12 protein-coding genes are annotated in these 20,144 nt (G+C 60.7%); 6 read left to right on the plus strand and 6 right to left on the minus strand.

The window, feature by feature from the left end; all coding sequences use genetic code 11:
• Window positions 1–229 precede the first annotated feature (229 nt).
• Window positions 230–2,884 (minus strand): DNA gyrase subunit A, encoded by a 2,655-nt coding sequence (gene gyrA, locus V3W27_RS10205; RefSeq protein WP_027612418.1) that lies wholly within the window; start codon window positions 2,882–2,884, stop codon window positions 230–232.
• Window positions 2,885–3,309: 425 nt separating this feature from the next.
• Window positions 3,310–4,386, minus strand: coding sequence for an S-methyl-5-thioribose-1-phosphate isomerase (mtnA, locus tag V3W27_RS10210; protein ID WP_096794920.1), 1,077 nt, complete (start codon window positions 4,384–4,386; stop codon window positions 3,310–3,312).
• 108 nt (window positions 4,387–4,494) lie between these two features.
• On the opposite strand from mtnA, the gene V3W27_RS10215 reads away from it, so the two are divergent.
• The 5 genes from V3W27_RS10215 (at window position 4,495) to V3W27_RS10235 (ending at window position 9,473) form a co-directional block, all read left to right on the plus strand.
• Window positions 4,495–5,829, plus strand: a complete 1,335-nt coding sequence (locus V3W27_RS10215) for a TRZ/ATZ family hydrolase (RefSeq protein ID WP_103368359.1) — start codon at window positions 4,495–4,497, stop codon at window positions 5,827–5,829.
• 58 nt (window positions 5,830–5,887) lie between these two features.
• Window positions 5,888–6,586 (plus strand): bifunctional 2-polyprenyl-6-hydroxyphenol methylase/3-demethylubiquinol 3-O-methyltransferase UbiG, encoded by a 699-nt coding sequence (ubiG, locus tag V3W27_RS10220; protein ID WP_330206521.1) that lies wholly within the window; start codon window positions 5,888–5,890, stop codon window positions 6,584–6,586.
• Between the two features lie 4 nt (window positions 6,587–6,590).
• Complete coding sequence (gene mupP / locus V3W27_RS10225; protein WP_097088381.1) at window positions 6,591–7,262, plus strand: N-acetylmuramic acid 6-phosphate phosphatase MupP; 672 nt, start codon at window positions 6,591–6,593, stop codon at window positions 7,260–7,262.
• A gap of 181 nt (window positions 7,263–7,443) precedes the next feature.
• Complete coding sequence (locus V3W27_RS10230) at window positions 7,444–8,184, plus strand: YciK family oxidoreductase (protein ID WP_330206522.1); 741 nt, start codon at window positions 7,444–7,446, stop codon at window positions 8,182–8,184.
• Window positions 8,185–8,546: 362 nt separating this feature from the next.
• Window positions 8,547–9,473 (plus strand): GGDEF domain-containing protein, encoded by a 927-nt coding sequence (locus V3W27_RS10235; RefSeq protein WP_027612413.1) that lies wholly within the window; start codon window positions 8,547–8,549, stop codon window positions 9,471–9,473.
• A 138-nt stretch (window positions 9,474–9,611) separates the two neighbouring features.
• Here the strand turns inward: V3W27_RS10235 and V3W27_RS10240 are convergent, their stop codons facing one another.
• Both V3W27_RS10240 and V3W27_RS10245 read right to left on the minus strand, forming a co-directional pair.
• Window positions 9,612–10,373 (minus strand): TenA family transcriptional regulator, encoded by a 762-nt coding sequence (locus tag V3W27_RS10240; RefSeq protein WP_440131030.1) that lies wholly within the window; start codon window positions 10,371–10,373, stop codon window positions 9,612–9,614.
• A gap of 79 nt (window positions 10,374–10,452) precedes the next feature.
• Window positions 10,453–12,912: an EAL domain-containing protein gene (locus V3W27_RS10245; RefSeq protein ID WP_330206523.1), complete on the minus strand. Its 2,460-nt coding sequence runs from the start codon at window positions 12,910–12,912 to the stop codon at window positions 10,453–10,455.
• A 172-nt stretch (window positions 12,913–13,084) separates the two neighbouring features.
• Between V3W27_RS10245 and V3W27_RS10250 the strand changes: the two genes are divergently transcribed.
• Window positions 13,085–17,701, plus strand: coding sequence for a deaminase domain-containing protein (locus tag V3W27_RS10250; RefSeq protein ID WP_330206524.1), 4,617 nt, complete (start codon window positions 13,085–13,087; stop codon window positions 17,699–17,701).
• Here V3W27_RS10250 and V3W27_RS10255 read toward each other — a convergent pair whose 3' ends face one another.
• Together V3W27_RS10255 and V3W27_RS10260 are read right to left on the minus strand one after the other, a co-directional pair.
• Complete coding sequence (locus V3W27_RS10255) at window positions 17,702–19,519, minus strand: ABC transporter ATP-binding protein (protein ID WP_330206525.1); 1,818 nt, start codon at window positions 19,517–19,519, stop codon at window positions 17,702–17,704.
• Entirely contained in the window at window positions 19,512–20,114 is a 603-nt protein-coding gene (locus V3W27_RS10260) for a DsbA family protein (RefSeq protein ID WP_171061881.1), read from the minus strand. The genes V3W27_RS10255 and V3W27_RS10260 overlap by 8 nt, the downstream gene beginning before the upstream one ends.
• Window positions 20,115–20,144 lie beyond the last annotated feature (30 nt).

Raw genomic sequence — 20,144 nt, forward strand, 5'->3', positions numbered from 1 at the left:
CAATCTCGCTCTGATTTGGTGGTATCACGCATTACATCATCAGCCGACACAAATCGAATGTGGGAGCGGGCTTGCTCGCGAAAGCGGCTGGACTGGTGACATCGCCATTGAATGTCAGTCCCTCTTCGCGAGCAAGCCCGCTCCCACACTGGATCTTCATGGGTGTCGAAATTTCATACCGGACAAATAACAAGGGGGCGAATTTTCATCCGCCCCCTCGCTTGTCCGCTTATTCCTGCGGCTCTTCGTCAGCTGCGGCGTCGAGTTGCTGGTCCTCGGCAACGTCGTCGATCACGACATCCCCCTCGAACCCGGCACCCTCTTCACCTTCAAGCTCATCGCCTTCGACTTCCGACGGCTCCTGAACCCGCTCCAGACCAACCAGGGTTTCATCCTTGGCCAGTTTGATCAGGGTCACGCCCTGGGTGTTACGGCCCAGGCTCGACACTTCGTCGACACGGGTGCGCACCAGAGTGCCCTGATCGGAGATCAGCATGATTTCTTCGCCGTCGAGCACCTGAACCGCACCGACCAGTCGGCCGTTACGCTCGTTGCTGACCATGGCGATCACGCCCTGGCCGCCACGCTTGTACTCAGGGAACTCGGTGATCGCGGTGCGCTTGCCATAACCACGCTCGGAAGCGGTGAGGATCTGGCTGCCTTCTTCCGGGATCAGCATCGAAATCAGCTTCTGCCCTTCCGGCAGACGCATGCCGCGTACACCGCGGGCGGTACGGCCCATGGCACGCACGTCAGACTCTTTGAAGCGCGTTACCTTGCCGCCGTCGGAGAACAGCATCACTTCGCGCTCGCCATCGGTGATGGCTGCGGATATCAGCACGTCGCCTTCGTCCAGCTCCAGCGCGATCAGACCGACGCTGCGCTGACGGCTGAAGGATTCCAGCGGGGTCTTCTTCACGGTGCCGTTGGCGGTCGCCATGAAGATGTAGTGACCTTCGGTGTATTCCTCGACCGGCAGCATGGTGGTGATGTATTCACCGTCATCCAGCGGCAGCAGGTTGACCAGCGGACGACCACGGGCGGCGCGGGACGCTTCCGGAATTTCGTAAGTCTTCAGCCAGTACACCTTGCCCTTGCTGGAGAACAGCAGCAGCGTGGTGTGACTGTTGGCCACTAGCAGGTGAGCGATGTAGTCCTCATCCTTGACGCCGGTCGCCGATTTGCCTTTGCCGCCACGGCGCTGAGCCTGGTACGCAGCCAGCGGCTGAGTCTTGGCGTAGCCACCGTGGGAGATGGTCACGACGCGCTCTTCTTCCGGGATCATGTCGCCCAGGGTCAGGTCGAGACGCGCATCGAGAATCTCGGTGCGACGCACGTCGCCGTATTCGGCGCGGATCACTTCCAGCTCTTCGCGGATCACTTCCATCAGGCGCACGGCGCTGTTGAGGATGCGGATCAGCTCGCCGATCTGGTTGAGGATCTCTTGATACTCGGCCAGCAGCTTCTCGTGTTCCAGACCGGTCAGACGGTGCAGGCGCAGTTCGAGAATGGCTTGCGCCTGTTCTGGCGACAGGAAGTACTTGCCTTCGCGCAGACCGTATTGCGGATCGAGGTTTTCCGGACGGCACGAATCGGCGCCGGCACGTTCAACCATCGCGACTACGGCGCTGGATTCCCAAGGGGTGCTGACCAGCGCTTCCTTGGCTTCCGACGGAGTCGGCGACGCCTTGATCAGGGCGATCACCGGGTCGATGTTCGACAGGGCGACGGCCTGGCCTTCGAGGATGTGACCACGCTCGCGAGCCTTGCGCAGTTCGAATACGGTACGGCGGGTGACCACTTCGCGACGGTGACGGACGAAGGCTTCCAGCAGATCCTTGAGGTTCAGGATGCGCGGACGGCCGTCGATCAGCGCGACGATGTTGATGCCGAATACCGATTGCAGCTGGGTCTGGGCGTAGAGATTGTTGAGGATCACCTCAGGCACTTCGCCGCGACGCAGCTCGATCACGACGCGCATACCGTCCTTGTCGGACTCGTCGCGCAGCTCGGTGATGCCTTCAAGCTTCTTCTCTTTGACCAGCTCGGCGATCTTCTCGATCAGACGCGCCTTGTTCAGCTGATACGGGAGTTCGGTGATGACGATCTGCTGACGGCCACCGACCTTGTCGATGTCCTCGATGATCGAACGGGCACGCATGTAAATGCGGCCGCGACCGGTACGGTAGGCTTCGATGATGCCGGCACGACCGTTGATGATCGCGGCCGTCGGGAAGTCCGGACCGGGGATGTATTGCATCAGCTCATCGACGGTCAGCTCGGGGTTGTCGATGAGGGCCAGGCAACCGTCGATGACTTCACCGAGGTTGTGCGGCGGAATATTGGTCGCCATGCCCACGGCGATACCGCTGGAACCGTTGACCAGCAGGTTGGGGATGCGCGTCGGCATCACCGCCGGGATCATTTCGGTGCCGTCGTAGTTCGGCACCCAGTCCACGGTTTCTTTATGCAGGTCAGCCAGCAGCTCGTGCGCCAGCTTGGTCATGCGCACTTCGGTGTATCGCATGGCCGCGGCGTTGTCGCCGTCCACCGAACCGAAGTTGCCCTGACCGTCAACCAGCAGGTAGCGCAGGGAGAAAGGCTGAGCCATGCGGACGATGGTGTCGTACACCGCGGTATCACCGTGCGGGTGATACTTACCGATCACGTCACCGACAACACGGGCAGATTTCTTGTACGGCTTGTTGAAGTCGTTGCCCAGCTCGCTCATCGCGAACAGTACGCGACGGTGCACGGGCTTGAGGCCATCGCGCGCATCCGGCAGTGCACGGCCGACGATTACGCTCATCGCGTAGTCGAGGTAGGACTGTTTCAGCTCGTCTTCGATATTGACCGGGAGGATTTCTTTGGCCAGTTCGCCCATGAGAAGCCTGATTCCTTTTTCTGGTGAAACTTCGTCATATCCATATGGGATGTACGAAGCTCGTCGGGGCAGGCTGAGTGCCATGCGCCGACTTACGACAAATCAACAAATCGAACCGTGGATTTGCGCAGTAAAGACAGCTCCGTGAAGCTGCCTCGGAAAACGCCGGATGTTATCACAAGAGCCGCCACGCACCTATCCCCCAGATGCGCATGGAGCATAGTTAGTTGACCGATGACAGGCGTAAAGGGGACGAGAGAGGCTCAGAGCTTCTTTGAATGCAGATTTTGAGGCTGATTTGTGGATGTTTATTGACTTTTAGGGCCCCTTCGCGAGCAAGCTCGCTCCCACAATGTTCTGCGGCATGCACAAAACCTGTGGGAGCGAGCTTGCTCGCGAAGAGGACAACGCAGACATCAAGCCAATCAATGCAGGCGCTTGCGGCACATCAACTGGGCCATTTTCGCCGTATCCGGCCGCTCGACGATGCCCTTTTCAGTGACGATCGCATCGATCAGATCCGCCGGCGTCACGTCGAACACCGGGTTGAACGCCTCGACATCGGCCCCCACGCGCTTGCCACCCACCTCCAGCAACTCGGCGCCGTCACGCTCCTCGATCGGAATGTCGTCGCCACTGGCCAGATGCATGTCGATGGTCGAACTCGGCGCCACCACCATGAAACGCACGCCGTGGTGCATGGCGTTGACCGCCAGTTGATAGGTGCCGATCTTGTTCGCCACGTCGCCATTGGCAGTGATGCGGTCAGCGCCGACGATCACCCAGGTCACGCCTTTGGTCTTCATGATGTGCGCAGCCGCCGAGTCGGCATTCAGCGTCACCGGGATGCCTTCGTTCGCCAGCTCCCAGGCCGTCAGGCGTGAACCCTGCAGCCATGGTCGGGTTTCATCGGCATAAACCCGCTCGACCATGCCTTCCAGGTACGCCGCACGAATCACCCCCAGCGCGGTACCGAAACCACCGGTGGCCAGAGCACCAGTGTTGCAGTGGGTCAGGATCGCCTGGGCATTGCCCTGATGTTTGCGGATCAGATCGACGCCGAGCTGGGCCATGGTCAGGTTGGCTTCGCGGTCGCTTTCATGAATGGCAATGGCTTCGGCTTCCAGCGCCACCAGCGGATCGGCATTGTCCTTCAGACGATCGAGCCGATCGTGCATGCGATTCAACGCCCAGAACAGGTTGACCGCCGTCGGGCGGGAATCCGCCAGCAGGGCGAAATCCTCTTCCAGCGCCGCGTACCAGTCGCCGCCTTCAGCCACGCGGGCGCGGGCCGCCAGCACAATGCCATAGGCCGCGCTGATGCCGATGGCCGGTGCGCCACGCACCACCATCGAACGAATCGCCTCAGCCACACCGGCAGCGCTGGTGTAGGCAATCCACGTTTCCTCGAACGGCAAAATACGCTGATCCAGCAGGTGGAGCGCGCCATCTCGCCAATCGATGGCCTTTACTTTCTCCGCAGCCAACAGTCGATCGCGCATCCCTCACCCCGCACTCATGAACAAAAGCCGCCGATTATAGCGATCCCCCCGCGAAGACGCTCGGGTATACTTCGCCATCCTTTACAAAAGCACTGGAACCGACCCTCGATGCCGAAACCTGCCATTGCGCTCGACTTATTATTGCTGCCGACCTGGCTGGTACCCGTCGAACCTGCAGGCGTTGTGCTCAAGGAGCATGGCCTGGGCATTCGCGACGGTCGCATCGTGTTTATCGGCCCGCGCGCCGAAGCATTGAAGTGTAACGCCACTGAAGTCCGCGAATTGCCGGACGTGCTGCTCAGCCCCGGCCTGATCAACGCTCACGGGCATGCGGCGATGACCCTGTTCCGTGGCCTGGCCGACGATCTGCCGCTGATGACCTGGCTGGAAAACCACATCTGGCCGGCCGAAGCCAAATGGGTCGATGAAGAGTTCGTCCGTGATGGCACTGACTTGGCGATTGCCGAGCAGATCAAGGGCGGCATCAGCTGTTTCTCGGACATGTACTTCTTCCCGAAAGTCGCCAGTGAGCGCGTGCACAATAGCGGCATTCGCGCGCAGATCGCGATTCCGATCCTCGATTTCCCGATCCCCGGCGCCAGCAGCGCCGATGAGGCGATTCGTCAGGGCGTCGAGCTGTTCGGCGATCTGAAGCATCACGAACGGATCAAGATCACCTTCGGCCCACATGCACCCTACACCGTGGGCGACGAGAACCTGGAAAAAATCCGCGTGATCGCCGAAGAGCTGGACGCGTCGATCCACATGCACGTCCACGAGACCGCCTTCGAAGTCCAGCAATCGCTGGAGCATCGCGGCGAGCGGCCACTGGCCCGCCTCGGTCGTCTCGGCCTGCTCGGCCCGCGCTTCCAGGCGGTGCACATGACCCAGATCAGCGATGACGATCTGGCATTGCTGGTAGAAAGCAACACCAGCGTGATCCACTGCCCGGAATCGAATCTGAAGCTGGCCAGCGGGTTCTGCCCGGTGGAGCGCCTGTGGCAGGCTGGCGTGAACGTCGCCGTCGGCACCGATGGCGCGGCGAGCAACAACGACCTCGACCTGCTCGGCGAAACCCGCACTGCCGCGCTGCTGGCCAAAGCCGTCGCCGGCTCGGCCACCGCGCTGGACGCCCATCGTGCGCTGCGCATGGCCACGCTCAACGGCGCACGGGCCTTGGGCATCGAGGCGCAGGTCGGTTCGCTGGAGATCGGCAAGGCTGCGGACATTGTCGCTTTCGACCTGTCCGGCCTGGCTCAGCAACCGGTCTATGACCCGGTGTCGCAGCTTATTTATGCCACCGGCCGCGACTGCGTGAAACACCTGTGGGTCGCCGGTAAACAGTTACTCGACGACCGGCGCCTGACCCGTCTGGATGAACAACAGCTGGGCGTTACCGCCCGGGCCTGGGGCCAGCGCATCAGCGGCCACACCGAATCGTAAACACCGCGGAGCAGACTCCGCGGCTACAGCCCTTTTCAAGTTTTTCGAGGAATACATCATGAGCAACGTCGACCACGCCGAAATCGCCAAATTCGAAGCCCTGGCCCATCGCTGGTGGGACCGTGAAAGCGAGTTCAAACCGCTGCACGACATCAACCCGCTGCGCGTCAACTGGATTGACGAGCGAGTCAATCTGGCCGACAAGAAAGTTCTCGACGTCGGTTGCGGCGGCGGCATCCTCAGCGAAGCCATGGCCCAGCGCGGCGCCACTGTCACGGGCATCGACATGGGCGAAGCGCCACTGGCGGTAGCGCAATTGCATCAGTTGGAGTCCGGCGTCAGCGTCGAATACCGGCAGATCACCGCCGAAGCCCTGGCTGAAGAGATGCCCGAGCAGTTCGACGTCGTAACCTGCCTGGAAATGCTGGAGCACGTACCGGACCCGTCGTCGGTGATCCGCGCCTGCTACCGCATGGTCAAGCCCGGCGGCCAGGTGTTCTTTTCGACCATCAACCGCAACCCGAAGGCGTACCTGTTCGCCATCATCGGCGCCGAATACATCATGAAGCTGCTGCCGCGCGGCACCCACGACTTCAAGAAATTCATCCGCCCGTCCGAGCTGGGCGCCTGGAGCCGCATCGCCGGCCTGACCGTCAAGGACATCATCGGCCTGACCTACAACCCCCTGACCAAGCACTACAAGCTGGCCAGCGACGTTGACGTCAACTACATGATCCAGACCCTGCGCGAGGAGTAAGCCGATGGCCATCAGAGCAGTCCTTTTCGATATGGACGGCACCCTGCTCGACACCGCGCCGGACTTCATCGCCATCTGTCAGGCGATGCGCGCGGATCGCGGCTTGCCGCCGATGAACGACAAGCACATCCGCGACGAAATCTCCGGCGGCGCCAAAGCGATGGTCGCGGTGACGTTCTCGATGGATCCGGAATCGCCGGGCTTCGAGGAGCTGCGTCAGGAATTCCTCGAGCGTTATCTGGCCGGTTGCGCTGTGCACAGCAAGCTGTTCGACGGCATGGGCGAGTTGCTGGTCGACATCGAGCGGGCCAACCTGATCTGGGGCGTGGTCACCAACAAACCGGTGCGGTTTGCCGAGCCGATCATGCAGCAACTGGGGTTGGCCGAGCGCTCGGCGCTGCTGATCTGCCCGGATCACGTGAAGAACAGCAAGCCGGATCCGGAGCCGCTGATCCTCGCGTGCAAAATGCTTGATCTGGATCCGTCGACGGTTTTGTTTGTGGGCGATGATCTGCGCGATATCGAGTCGGGCCGCGATGCCGGCACCAAGACCTGCGCCGTGACCTACGGCTATATCCACCCGGACGACAACCCGCGGCACTGGGGCGCGGACGTGGTGGTGGATCATCCGCTGGAATTGCGCAAGGTGCTCGACAGCGCGCTGTGCAGCTGCTGACCCGCCCCCATCCTGTGGCGAGGGAGCTTGCTCCCGCTGGGTCGCGCAGCGGCCCCATTTTTACCTGAGTCCGCATTTTCTCAGGCACACCGCACTGGCTGGCACTACGACTGCTCCGCAGCCGAGCGGGAGCAAGCTCCCTCGCCACAGAGTTCAGCATTCGCCTTATGGAGAGGTTTTTATGTTTGATTACACCGCCCGTCCCGAATTGCTCAAGGATCGGGTCATTCTGGTCACCGGTGCCGGTCGTGGCATCGGTGCGGCTGCCGCGAAAACCTACGCTGCTCACGGCGCCACCGTGCTGCTGCTGGGCAAGACCGAAGCCAATCTGACTCAGGTCTACGACGAGATCGAAGCCGCAGGGCATCCACAACCGGCAGTGATCCCGTTCAACCTCGAGACCGCCCTGCCCCATCAATACGATGAGCTGGCGGCGATGATCGAGAGCGAGTTCGGCCACCTCGACGGCTTGCTGCACAACGCCTCGATCATCGGGCCGCGCACGCCGATCGAGCAGCTGTCGGCCGAAAACTTCATGCGTGTCATGCAAGTCAACGTCAATGCAATGTTCATGCTGACCAGCACCCTGCTGCCGTTGCTCAAGCTGTCGCAGGATGCCTCGGTGGTGTTCACCTCCAGCAGTGTCGGGCGCAAGGGCCGGGCCTACTGGGGCGCTTACGGAGTATCGAAGTTCGCTACCGAAGGCTTGATGCAAACCCTGGCCGATGAAGTCGATGGCGTGGCACCCGTGCGCTCCAACAGCATCAACCCGGGCGGCACGCGTACCAGCATGCGTGCACAGGCCTATCCGGGAGAAAACCCGCTGAACAATCCGACCCCGGAAGAGATCATGCCGGTGTACCTGTACCTGATGGGTCCTGACAGCGCAGGCATCAATGGCCAGGCATTCAACGCGCAATAACTGCCATACGTCGCTTTTGTTGCCGTGGCGGATTACCGTCGCGGCACGCAATTGCCGCTTCCCACCGTCACACTTCAGTCAAATATCCGCCACCCGCCCTCAAAGCAAAAAGCCATCCTGTTGATTCATAAAGGTTTTAATAAACCTGAACCGAATGGCACGACTTTCGCTCTAATTTTCCTCAAAGCATGCCGTGTGAAGGCACTGGGGCAAGGCCGATTTCGATAGCTGACTAATCGTCATCAGGCAGACTAAACTTACGCCAAATGTCCTACGGGACTGATGGATCAGTATGACGCGCAGCCCATAGCCGCTCTCACCCAGCCTGTAAGACAGACTTACTGCTTAGGGGCTCACGCCATATGAAATCACCCTCCCAGACCAATGCAATTGACTTTGACAGTGCCAAATTGCAACGCCTGGGCTTTGGTCAGCTGCCTCCGCTTCTGGAACGCCCGGCCAGCCTGGCGCAATTGCGCCAGCAAATGAGCCTGCAACTGCAAACCAGTCTTGAGCCGCAACGAATCCTCGGTCTGTTTTTCCGCGAAGTTCAGCGTCTTGTGCCGCTGGATGCCTTGAGCTACGTGCATTCGGGCAGCGACTTGCGCCTGGAGTTCGGTGCCCGCGGTCACCATTCGGTCAGCTACAGTCTCAGCCACGAAGGCGAGCACCTGGGCGAACTGGTGTTTCGCCGCAACCAGCGCTTCAGCGAACAGGATCAGGGCAACCTCGAATCGCTGCTGTCGTCGCTGTTGTTCCCGATGCGCAACGCCCTGCTGTACCGCGCCGCGACGCAAAGTGCGTTGCGCGACCCGTTGACCGGAACCGGCAACCGGATCGCCATGGAGCAGACCCTGCAACGCGAGATCGACATGTCACGCCGGCACCTGCAACCGTTGTCGGTGCTGATGCTCGACATCGACCACTTCAAACGGGTCAATGACAGTCATGGCCACAGCGCCGGGGATGACGTACTCAAAGCGGTGGCAGCGTCAATCAAGGGCCAGCTACGCAACGTCGACATGGTGTTTCGCTATGGCGGGGAAGAGTTTCTGATCTTGCTGTGCAACACCGGCCGGGAAGCGGCGGCGATGGTCGGCGAGCGTCTGCGCCACGCCGCGCAGACTGCAGAATATTTCGCGGACGGCAAACTGATCGACCTGACCGTGAGCCTTGGCTGCTCGACTCTGTTGCCGGGAGAGTCAGCGGACAGTCTGCTGCGCCGGGCCGACAGTGCGCTGTATGTGGCCAAGCGCGAGGGGCGCAATCGGTTGGCGATGGCGGGTTGAGTCCTTGCAGATACCCACAAACCACTGTGGGAGCGGGCTTGCTCGCGAAAGCGGTGTGTCAGTCAAACAATTGCTGACTGACACACCGCTTTCGCGAGCAAGCCCGCTCCCACATTTGGTTTGGCGTTTTGCCGAAAATCAGCTCTCTACAAGTGCCCGGCGTTCACGCCCGTGCAACGCCCGCTCGGTAGTTTCCAATTGCATGCAGCGCTCCAGAAACAGGTACATGTAGTCGTAGCTCTTGCACACCGCCTGACGCAGTTCGGTCTGCAGAGCCTTGCTCGGGTTCATGCCCGCCAGCGTGCAGATGATTTCCAGCGCCTCCCACGGGTGCGCGTCGTCGTACTGGGCATGCATCTTCAGCCACTTCATTGCACGCTTGCGCTCTTCTTCCGGGAACGCTGCCGCGTACACGCCAGTTGAGCAGACCAGCGCCGACCACTCCCCGGTCGCGCCCTCGATGGCGTAGTTGGTCGCAGCGATGGCGACGATCAGCGAATCCGCCGAACTCGTATGCCAGCACCAGTGACTCAGCGCATGCAGTTCCGGCGGTACTTGCTGGGCCTGCAGATCCTCCAGGCTGACGCCATGCGCGCGACTCCAGTTCAGCCAGTAGTCGGCATGATTGAGTTCGACGCGGATGTTGCGCATCAGCCAGCGGCGCGCCATATCCTCCCCAGGATGGCGGGCAAACTTGGTTTTGGTCAGGTTCTGCGCCATATACAACGCAAACTGTTCAACTACTGGCCAGCCCCCGATCAAGTACTGGCGCATGGTTTTGGCGCTGAGCTTGTTATCGCGCATGCGCAGGTACAGTTCATGTTCGACAACCCGGCGCTTGCTCTCGCTGCAATCTGCAATGAGCTGTTGTGCCCAGGCAGGATAACTTGCAGCTTCCATGAGTGGTCCGGTTCGGTTGAATGTGTCGATCACTGTTCGGCTCCTTTTGATTTGTGATTGTAAGGATCGGCAAGATATTTCAACGGAACGTGCCAGGCGCCTTGAACAACAGCGGCTGCGGTCTGGCGGGCCGACTTTGCAAACTGTCGCAGGTAAACAACTGCGGGCGTTCGATGACATAACCCTGAGCGTAATCCACCCCAATTTCAAGCAATGCCTGCTCGATCTGGGTTGTTTCAACAAACTCGGCAATTGTCTGCTTACCCATGACATGCCCGATGTGATTGATCACCTCGACCATTGCACGGTTAATCGGGTCGTCCAGCATATCCTTTACGAAACTCCCGTCGATCTTCAGGAAGTCTACAGGCAAATGTTTCAGATAAGCGAATGAAGACATTCCGGCACAAAAATCATCAAGTGAGAAGTAACAACCTAAGCCTTTGAGTTCATTAATAAATCTAATTGCGCTGCCGAGATTGGCAATGGCGCTGGTTTCAGTAATTTCAAAACAAATCATTTCAGGGGGTATAGCGTAATTAACAAACTGTTCACGCAGAAAGTGCAAGAACGCGTCATCTCCGATAGTAATGCCTGAAAGATTAATCGCACACATTGCCAACGGACCTTCATGTTGTTCGGTAATACATTGGGCAATCACTTTAAAAACATTCTCGACGACCCAACGATCCAGTTGACTCATCAGACCATAACGTTCGGCCGCCGGAATGAAACTGTCCGGCAGGATCATCCGTCCGGCTTCGTCATGCAGACGCAAGAGTATTTCGATGTGCCCCCCGCCATGGGCTGTAGCGCCCAGCGGAGCAATTTCCTGGGCATAAAGACAGAAGCGGTTTTCCTCCAGCGCCATGTGCAGGCGCTGCACCCAGGCCATTTCGCCGAAGCGCAGCGACAGTTCGGAGTCGTCGGCATGATAGACCTGCACCCGGTTGCGGCCCTTTTCCTTGGCCATGTAGCAAGCCATGTCGGCGGCGCGCAATGACGCTTCGAGGGTGGTCGGGGTCTGGGCGATGTGCACCAGGCCAATGCTCACAGTGGTCAAAAACGGCCGCCCCTTCCACACGAAATGCAGGTTCTGCACGGTCTGGCGCAGGCTCTCGGCGATTTTCTCGGCGGCATCCGGGGCGCAGTTCTCCAGCAGAATGCCGAACTCGTCGCCGCCCAGCCGCGCGAGGGTGTCGCTCTCGCGCAAGCCCGATTGCAACAGCGTGCAAATGTGCCGCAGCAACTCATCGCCGGCGGCGTGACCGCAGGTGTCGTTGACCAGTTTGAACTGGTCCAGATCGAGGAACATCAGCGCATGCCGAGCGGGCTGGCGCGTCAGATTGTGCAGGGCCTGCTCCAGGCGATATTCGAACTCGCGGCGGTTGGCCAGACCGGTCAGGGCATCGTGGGTCGCCTGCCACGACAGATTGGCGATGTATTGCCGTTCCTGAGTCATGTCATGCAGCACCAGCACCGTACCGATAACCTTCTCGGCGTTGCGGATCGGCGCGCCCACCAGCGTCACCGAGACCGTACTGCCATCCAGACGCTGAATCAGTTTGGAGTGCTCACTGCCGCCGATCAGTTGCCCGCTGAGAATATGCTCGATCAGCGTCAGCCCTTCGGTCTGCGCATTGTCATCGAGCAGATTGAACAGCGCTGCCAATGGCAACCCCGCCGCGTGCTCGGACTTCCAGTGCGTCATCGCCTCCGCCGCCGGGTTCATGTAATCGATCGCGCCGTTGACGTCGGTGGTGATCACCCCGTCGCCAATCGATTGCAGGGTGATGTGTGCCCGATCCTTCTCCAGCTGCAGCGCCTGGGCAAAGGCATGCCGCTGCTTGAGCAGTTTGTGGGTGCGCAACAGGGCCAGCACGATCAACCCCAGCGCCGTGGCCAGGTTGGTGAACAGCAGCAGGCGCAGGATCATCCGCGAGCCTTCGCCCAAGGCGTCGCTGAACGCCTTGGCTGCCGGCGTCACACCGTCGTTGATGGCAAAAATCTGCGCTTTCCAGTGCTGGATATCAGCTGGCGTCGCGATGTTTTCGCTGATGCCCTGATGCATCTCGCGCGCGACATTGTCCAGTTGCACCAGATAGGCGTCGCCGATGGTCCAGCGGTCGATCGCGGTTTCCAGATAACTGAAATGACGGAAATTGAGGTACAGCCAGATCAGGCTCGAGACGTCGTCGGGGTGGTTGCCGCCCTTGAGAATACCTTCGCGCGCCGCCTGCAGATCCGGCGGCTGACGATCCAGCGCCAGACGCAACTGGTGACCGCCCTGAGGCACGGCAATCGCTTGCTTGTATTTGAGAAAGATCGCCTCGTCGCGGCTGTCGGCATACAGGTTCAGGTAATAGATGGCGTCCTTCTGGCCCTTGGACCAGAGACTCTCGCCGGCGACATAGCCGCGAACGGCCGACAGGACGTAAAGACTCACGCCCCCCAGTAAAGCCTGAAATAACACGACGGCAATAAATGGCCAGACGATGCCCAACAACCGTGGCGTTCCGAGAGTCCTTTTATGCTTCATGAGGTCCTTTGCGCACACACTGTCATTTCAAGGGGAGATCGCCAGAGCCAGACAAGGGAGCGACCCCTTCCAGCAAACCAGGACATTTTCAACCGGCGATACGTATGTACCGCACCCGCTGTTCGCCATGCTTCGACACTGACGGCTTTCAATCATTCCAGAGCCGTTTTCCATGCAGTCACCTTCCGCCACGCTGCAACGCCATACTGCCCAACAGAGCGAATACCGCGCAATGATCTCTGCCCTGCGCGCGGTGCTCAGCGCATCGACCTCACTGCAGACCTACTACCTCACACCCCAGACACATTCACGCCTGGGTGCAGCCCACGACCAGGCGCAAAACCTCCTGCAAGCACTGTTCGATGACAGCGGCGAGCCACAATTGGCGGCGTACCTGCAAACGTCCAGAGGATCATTGCTGCAAGTCGACGCCGCGCCCGGTCACTGCAGCTTTTCCTTCAATCGTCCCGATGGCAGTTGCGCCCGCTTCACCATCGAGGATGTCACCCGGGCCTCCAGCACAATTCAAGAATTTCAGCGAGCGTTGCTGAGTATAGGCGCACACCTGCGTTCCGACAGGCTGCTGCCGTTGTCACAACTGCTGCGTGAGTCCGGGTTCACATTTGCCGACGTACAGGACGCCACAGCACTGGCCCGGCTGATCGGCAAGGTCGAAGAACAACGCGCCAGCCATCGACTGAATCTGCGACATCACCCGGCGCTGAAGGGACTGATGAGCGACGATGACAAAGCCGCGATTCACGACCTGATTGGCGACTGGCTTACCGGCAAAACCCTGTCAGCCATCGACAGCCTGGCCAGCGAAGTAACGCCCCCATTCACCCGCCAGCAACTGGAACAGCAGCCTGCCGCCTGCCTGGATCGCCTGCTCGACACCCCCAAGGCGCGTGACCTGGGCCAGCGCTTGCTGCAGAAACTGCAATGGTATGGCGCGCGGCCCGATGAGCCGACCGTGCCCGATATCGGCCTGCGTTTACTGCTCGAAGCGTTGTGCCTGTGGTACGAACTGCCCGGCGAAGGCAGCTCGACCGAAGTGGCTGGTTTTGCGCTGGAACAACGCGCTTACTACGGCGCCAGCTACGCCGCCATTCGCCGGGACTTTTTAAAGCACCTGGAGGATTCTCACCGAACCTCGACCCCGACCGAAAAACATCTGCTGGGATGGGTATGCCTGGCGCAGTTCGGACTGGATTTCCAAGTACGCGACATTCCTGACGACCTGCCGTACGCCAGCTCGGTGGTCTGGGTCAATTTCGTGCATGGCGTGCACCTCGCCCATGCCCTCGATCCACAGTTGCTGGAACATCTGAGCTTTCAGCAACTGGTCGATCTGCCGCTGCACAAAAGCGAAAACGCCAGCACCGACCTGCAAACCCTGATCGCCATGACCCGAGTGGCTGCCGCACAGACCTGGACACTGGCCACCGGAGCGCCGGCTGCAGCGAGCGAGACATCCGACGATCAACCGGCCCTGCTAGCGCTGGAAGATCACAAGAAAAAATTGAACGCGGCGATCCTGCAGCTGGACATCGAGCCGCCACGGCGACTCGCCCTGGCAAAACAGCAACTGGAGAAGGCGCTGGCCAACGAACTGTACGATCACACGACGATTCGCCTCAAACGCCACCATCCTTCAACGCCCAACCGTAGCCGACGCAGCATTATCGACACCCCGGATGTGGCATTGGCGACCTGGCCGTTGCTGGAGGTCTATGCCGCTGGCGGGCTGAGCCCCGACACGCGCTGGTACGTCAGCAACGATGGCCGCAGTGCCAGCGAATGGATCAGCCTCAACGCAGCAGGCAAACTGCAAAGCGGCTTCATCAATACCAACCAACCTGGCCGCCCCATCTCCCGATTCCCGAGCAACTGCACCTTGCCCGAGATCAAGCCCTTGTTCGACCAGCAGTTCGACGACTATCTGAGCAAGACCCGCAAGGCCTATGAATATCTGATCAAGTCGCTGCTGGTCACGCTGCCGTGGGATGACCGCCGGGCACTGGAGCACGGCGAAGTGAGGATTCACAGCCTCCGGGATCCGACACGGCACCTCGAATCTCACCTGGAAACACTGGAAAACATCTTGCCGTACCGGGCGCGCATGGGCTTCGTGCTGCAGGCGACGTATCAGGGCCCGCCACGCTTCTACGAATGCCTGCCACGCGCCGGCATCATTCGCCGACGCCCGGATCTCGATGGCACACATATTGGCGGTCTGTTATTGCCGCCACTACCGCCCAAACGTGGGCGCACCAAAGGCCAGAGCATCACCCGCATCGTCGCCCGCCGCCTGCCATTTGATCGAGAAGCCCACTGGAACGGTTTGACACCTGCCCCCGACGCCAAATGCGTCGCGATCCTCGAACCGCTGGGCGACTCCCTCCCGGTATCGATGATCCCGGCGGCCCATCACGACAGTTCGCCGAACCTGACCTTCACCTCGCCGCGCACGGCGCACATCGCCTCGTTCATCGCGACCCGGTTGTTCTATGCCGATGAGCAGGCGCTGCGCAGTGAGGCCTGGGGTGATACCCGTTTCGAGCGCGACAGCCGCAAAAAGCACTGGACTCATGCCCTCAAGGGCTTCATCCCGTTCTGGGGCAGTCTCGAAGACCTGCAGTCGGACAGTCCGGGCAAACGCGCAATGGGCGTACTCGGCCTGCTCCTCGATATCGTCTCGTTCGCGATTCCCTTGGGCAAATTCGTCGCCGGCAGCATTCGCCTCGCGGCCGTGGCCGGGAAAATGGCGATTCGCGTCGCCCTGCCACGCATGGCGCAATTGTCGAAAAACCTGCTGGTTTCGAGCTTGAGAAACCTCAATCCGCTGGACGCTGCGCCTGCTTTGCTCAAGCTCGGCGGCCGAGGTGCGATCGGCGCAGTGCGGGCCGTGGCGCATCTGGAACACCGCGCGGTTGCACGTCTGAAAAGGCTGGCCGGCAGAAGCGCTGACTATGACCTGCTGCACAGTCTGCCCCAGGCACTGGATGCCGGGCGCTGGAAAGCGCTGAACCCTGCCGATCATCTGGCCGTGGTCAGAGGCATTGACGATGTGCTGGTGCGCAACGTCGGCGGCTCGCGGCATCACTTGCTCGACCCGCTGTCCGACCGCCCTTATGGGCCGCAGTTGCTCGCACACGAGCATGATTTTTCGCTGGGGCGTTCGCACTACCGCACCGTGAAAAAAACCGACGATCAGATCGATATCGAAGTAGCGCCGAACACCCGCGTCGAGCTTGTCCCCGAGGCTGGCGGACGCACCACGGTCTTGATCGATGATGTGCCCTATCGACTCGACGGCGATGAACTGCGCCGGGCCGATCTGCTCGATGACAGTCAGCACTGGACGCTGCTGCCGTGCCGGATCCGTCGCGCACCGGGCGCGGGCGACTGCCGCGTCAGTTACATCACCGCAGAACCCGCCCCGATCCCCGCCGTCGGCACCATCGACAAGGAAAAGGGTTACGCGCCATGGTTCGGCGAGCGGGTTTCGGAGCCGGCCATGCTGCCCCATCAAGACGGAATGTTCCTGGCGGTCGATGCCAGGCTTTATCAAATCATCGATAACCGCCCGAGGCTGTTCACCGGTGATCTGCGACTCCTTGGATTCCATCAAGGCAGGCTGGTACCAAGACAGCAGATTCAAGCCACGCTGCAGTTTCGCAAAGGCATTTATGCGCGGATAAAAACCGGCGGCAGCTATGACGGGATCAATGACTCACATCAGGTTGGTGCGGTGCTAATGCCGGCCATCGACGACTCGGCCTCCTACGTGTTCTTCCGAATCAACATCCAGGAGTACTACCTGGCCACCATCGCCAAGGGTAAAAAAGCGCCCGATCAATTGACCTTCAGGCGCCTGGCAACCGCCGAACTGGCCGACGGCACCCTCGGTGCTGAACTGCTGACCGTCTACACCGGCTCGCTACACGCCAACAACATTGTGCGCATCCATGGTCTGGAATCGGTGCAGCGCGCGATGCACACCATGGAACAGATCGCGATCCCCATCGGCACCACGGCCATTCCTGCAAACAATATGAAATGGCTGAAGGTCGACACCAGCCCGGGCGAAGCACTGATGTTCGATCACTCGACACGGATGATCGTCACCCGCCTGCCCGAAGGTGCCGCCACCTGGGCGCGCAGCAAGGAAGCGCCGGAAGCCTTTCGGCAAAAAACCGCAGAGATTTTCGACACGTTGTTTCTGTCACCGACAATCACCCCGGCCAACACTAACGCGGCCCTGCGCATCGACAGTGCCATGCAGAAACTGCACAACCTGCTGCCCGTGCGTGAGCGGCCGCTCAACGCACGTAACATCGCCTATGCCGAAGTCACTACGGCCAGCGGCAAACGGGAGATCTACGTCAGCGTGTCCGGCGCGCAAGGCAGCACCCAGCGCCTGCCGTTGTTTCGCCACATGGGTGCCGATCACGTGCGGATCGGCGACACCACTTACATCAACATCGACTACAACCCAGACTTCCCGCGCACCTCGCTGGAGGTCACCGAGCAAGGGCAACTGCTGGCCGTGCCGCTGACCATCAAGGAGCTGAAAACCTATCAGCCGACGCAGACCAGCCGGCCGACCTCGCTGGACAGCGAAAGCAAACTGATCAGCGTGCTGCGCGAGAAATATCCCGACCCGACAGAAATCCGCACGGTCGACATCGCAACAACGATGCGCCCGTGCGAATCCTGTTCGGTGGTGATGAAGCAGTTCGGCCATGACGGCGGCGAGGCGGCGTTGCAGGTGCTGTGGGGCTGATTACAGGCGCTGCAGATGGCCGTAGAGTTTGGCGTAGAGGCCGCCATCGGCGATCAGTTGCTGGTGGTCGCCATCCTCGGCCACTTGCCCGCCATCGAACACCAGCACCCGATCCGCCTGCTTCACCGCCGACAGGCGATGGGCAATGATCAGCGTGGTGCGGCCATTGAGGAAGCGCGCCATGGCTTGATGCAGGTTGTATTCGGTGGCAGCGTCGAGGGCTGAAGTGGCTTCGTCGAGAATCACCACTTTCGGCTCGGCGAGGATCATCCGCGCAATCGCCAGACGCTGACGCTGACCACCGGACAGACGCACGCCGGAACGTCCGACGATGCTGTCGAGTCCGTCCGGCAACGCCCGGATGGTCGTCTCCAACTGGGCGATTTCCAGCGCCTGCCAGCAGGCTTCGTCACTGCGGGTGCGGCCCATGGTCAAGTTGGCGCGGACGGTGTCGTTGAACAGCGCCGGATGCTGCAGCACCACCGCGACGTTTTCACGAATCAGCTCCAGACCGATTTCCTGCTGGGTCGAACCGCCGAAACGAATGGTCCCGGCCGACGGCGTGTACAGCCCCAGCAGCAACTGCACCAGAGTACTTTTGCCGCCGCCACTGGCACCGACAATCGCGACTTTCTCACCGGGGGCAATGGACAGGTTCATCTGATCCACCACCAACTCATCGCCGTAACCGAAACTCAGCCCCTGCACCTCGATGCCCACGGTTTCCCGACCCTTGAACGGATCGACGCCGCCCGGGTATTGCGGCTCGTCAGCCCGCGCCAGCAGTTCGTTGATCCGCGCCAGTGCGCCACCCGCCGCGTAGTAGGCGTATTGCAGATTGAGCAGTTGTTCGACCGGGCCGATCATGAACCACAGGTAGCTGAACACCGCGAGCATCTGGCCGATCGACAGGTCGGAGAACAGCACCGTGAGCATCGCCGCCGCGCGGAAGATGTCGATGCCGAACTGGAACAGCAGACCACTGGCACGGTTCGACGCATCGGTCTTCCACTGCGAGTTGACCGCATAGTTACGCACTTCCTGCGCGCGCAAGCCGAGTCGCCCGAGGAAGAAGCCCTGACGGTTGCCGGCGCGCACTTCCTGGATCGCATCGAGGGTTTCGCTCAAGGCTTGAGTGAAACGCGAGGTGCTGTCGTTCTCCAGTTTCTTCAGGTGCTTGACCCGCTTGCCCAACTGCACCGTGGCGTAGATCACCAATGGATTGAACAGCAGGATCAGCAGCGCCAGCTTCCAGTGCATCCACATCAGGATGCTCGCGGTGCCGACCAGCGTCAGCATCGCCACCAGAAACCGGCTGAGGGTTTCGCCGACAAACTTGTCGAGGGTGTCCAGATCGGTGACCAGATGGGTGGTCACGGTGCCGCTGCCGAGGCTTTCGTATTCGCCGAGGGAAATCCTTTTCAGGCGCTGGATCAGCCGCACGCGAATGCGATAGACGATGTCCTTGGCCAGCCGGGCAAACAGCCGCGCCTGCAACACGCCAAAACACAGGGCGCTGCAACGCAGAGTCAGGGTGACCACCAGCATCAGGCCGATGTAACCCGCCGCTTGTTGCCACATCGACGGCAACACGTGGTTCATGACTTTCAGCGCGGCATCGCCATGCCCGAGCAAGACCTCGTCCACCAGCAACGGCAACAGCAACGGAATCGGCACACTGCACAGCGTCGCCAGCACGGCCACGCCGTTGGCGATCCACAGGGATTTTTTGTGATGCAGTGCCAGGCGCCGGACTTCTGCCCAGCTCAGCCGGTCGACACGCTTTACGGCTGGCGTGTCATCGGCCAGGTCAGGCACAGGCGGCGCGCTCCAGCCAGCGACCAAGCAGCGGCGAGAGTTCGCTGAGCGGTTGATAGCCGTTGGTCAACAGCGCCAGTTGGCCGTTGCGCTCGGCGAGCAGGGTCGGGAACCCGGCGATGCCCAGATCCTGCACCCAGCTGAAATCAGCCTGAGTCGCTTTGTGTTGGTCGGCATGATCGAACAGCGCGGCAAACTCGATACGCGGCACGCCGGCCTGTTCGGCCAGTTCGACCAACACACTGGCCTGGGTGACATCGCGACCTTCAGCATAAAACGCCTGCTGGATCAGGCCGACCAGCGTCCACGCGCAATCCGGCGCCAGGCTGCGCGCGGTGACGATTGCCCGACAGGCCGGCTCGGTGTCGTAGACAAAACCGTCGGGCAACGCCCCGTCGAACTTGAACGGCTGGCCGGTAGCCTCAGTGACCGCTTGCCAGTGCTCGAGGATGTAGCGCCGCGTAGTCGGTTCCAGCGCCGCACCGCTACCGGTGCGCAACCCGCCGACCACCAGGTGCAACTCCACCCCGGCTGCCTGCGCCTGCTCGACCAATGCCTTGGCAACCGGAGCGAACCCCCAGCACCAGGAACACATCGGATCCATCACATAGAGCAGGCGCGCAGT

Source organism: Pseudomonas sp. AM14(2022) (genome assembly GCF_036346455.1).
In the GTDB taxonomy this organism is placed as follows: Bacteria; Pseudomonadota; Gammaproteobacteria; order Pseudomonadales; family Pseudomonadaceae; genus Aquipseudomonas; species Aquipseudomonas putida_A.

Excerpts from the sequence above, each read along its gene's own strand:
- gyrA (WP_027612418.1), bottom strand. The coding sequence starts at position 2,884 with ATGGGCGAACTGGCCAAAGAAATCCTCCCGGTCAATATCGAAGACGAG.
- mtnA (WP_096794920.1), bottom strand. The coding sequence starts at position 4,386 with ATGCGCGATCGACTGTTGGCTGCGGAGAAAGTAAAGGCCATCGATTGG.
- V3W27_RS10215 (WP_103368359.1), top strand. The coding sequence starts at position 4,495 with ATGCCGAAACCTGCCATTGCGCTCGACTTATTATTGCTGCCGACCTGG.
- ubiG (WP_330206521.1), top strand. The coding sequence starts at position 5,888 with ATGAGCAACGTCGACCACGCCGAAATCGCCAAATTCGAAGCCCTGGCC.
- mupP (WP_097088381.1), top strand. The coding sequence starts at position 6,591 with ATGGCCATCAGAGCAGTCCTTTTCGATATGGACGGCACCCTGCTCGAC.
- V3W27_RS10230 (WP_330206522.1), top strand. The coding sequence starts at position 7,444 with ATGTTTGATTACACCGCCCGTCCCGAATTGCTCAAGGATCGGGTCATT.
- V3W27_RS10235 (WP_027612413.1), top strand. The coding sequence starts at position 8,547 with ATGAAATCACCCTCCCAGACCAATGCAATTGACTTTGACAGTGCCAAA.
- V3W27_RS10240 (WP_440131030.1), bottom strand. The coding sequence starts at position 10,373 with ATGGAAGCTGCAAGTTATCCTGCCTGGGCACAACAGCTCATTGCAGAT.
- V3W27_RS10245 (WP_330206523.1), bottom strand. The coding sequence starts at position 12,912 with ATGAAGCATAAAAGGACTCTCGGAACGCCACGGTTGTTGGGCATCGTC.
- V3W27_RS10250 (WP_330206524.1), top strand. The coding sequence starts at position 13,085 with ATGCAGTCACCTTCCGCCACGCTGCAACGCCATACTGCCCAACAGAGC.
- V3W27_RS10260 (WP_171061881.1), bottom strand. The coding sequence starts at position 20,114 with ATGTGTTCCTGGTGCTGGGGGTTCGCTCCGGTTGCCAAGGCATTGGTC.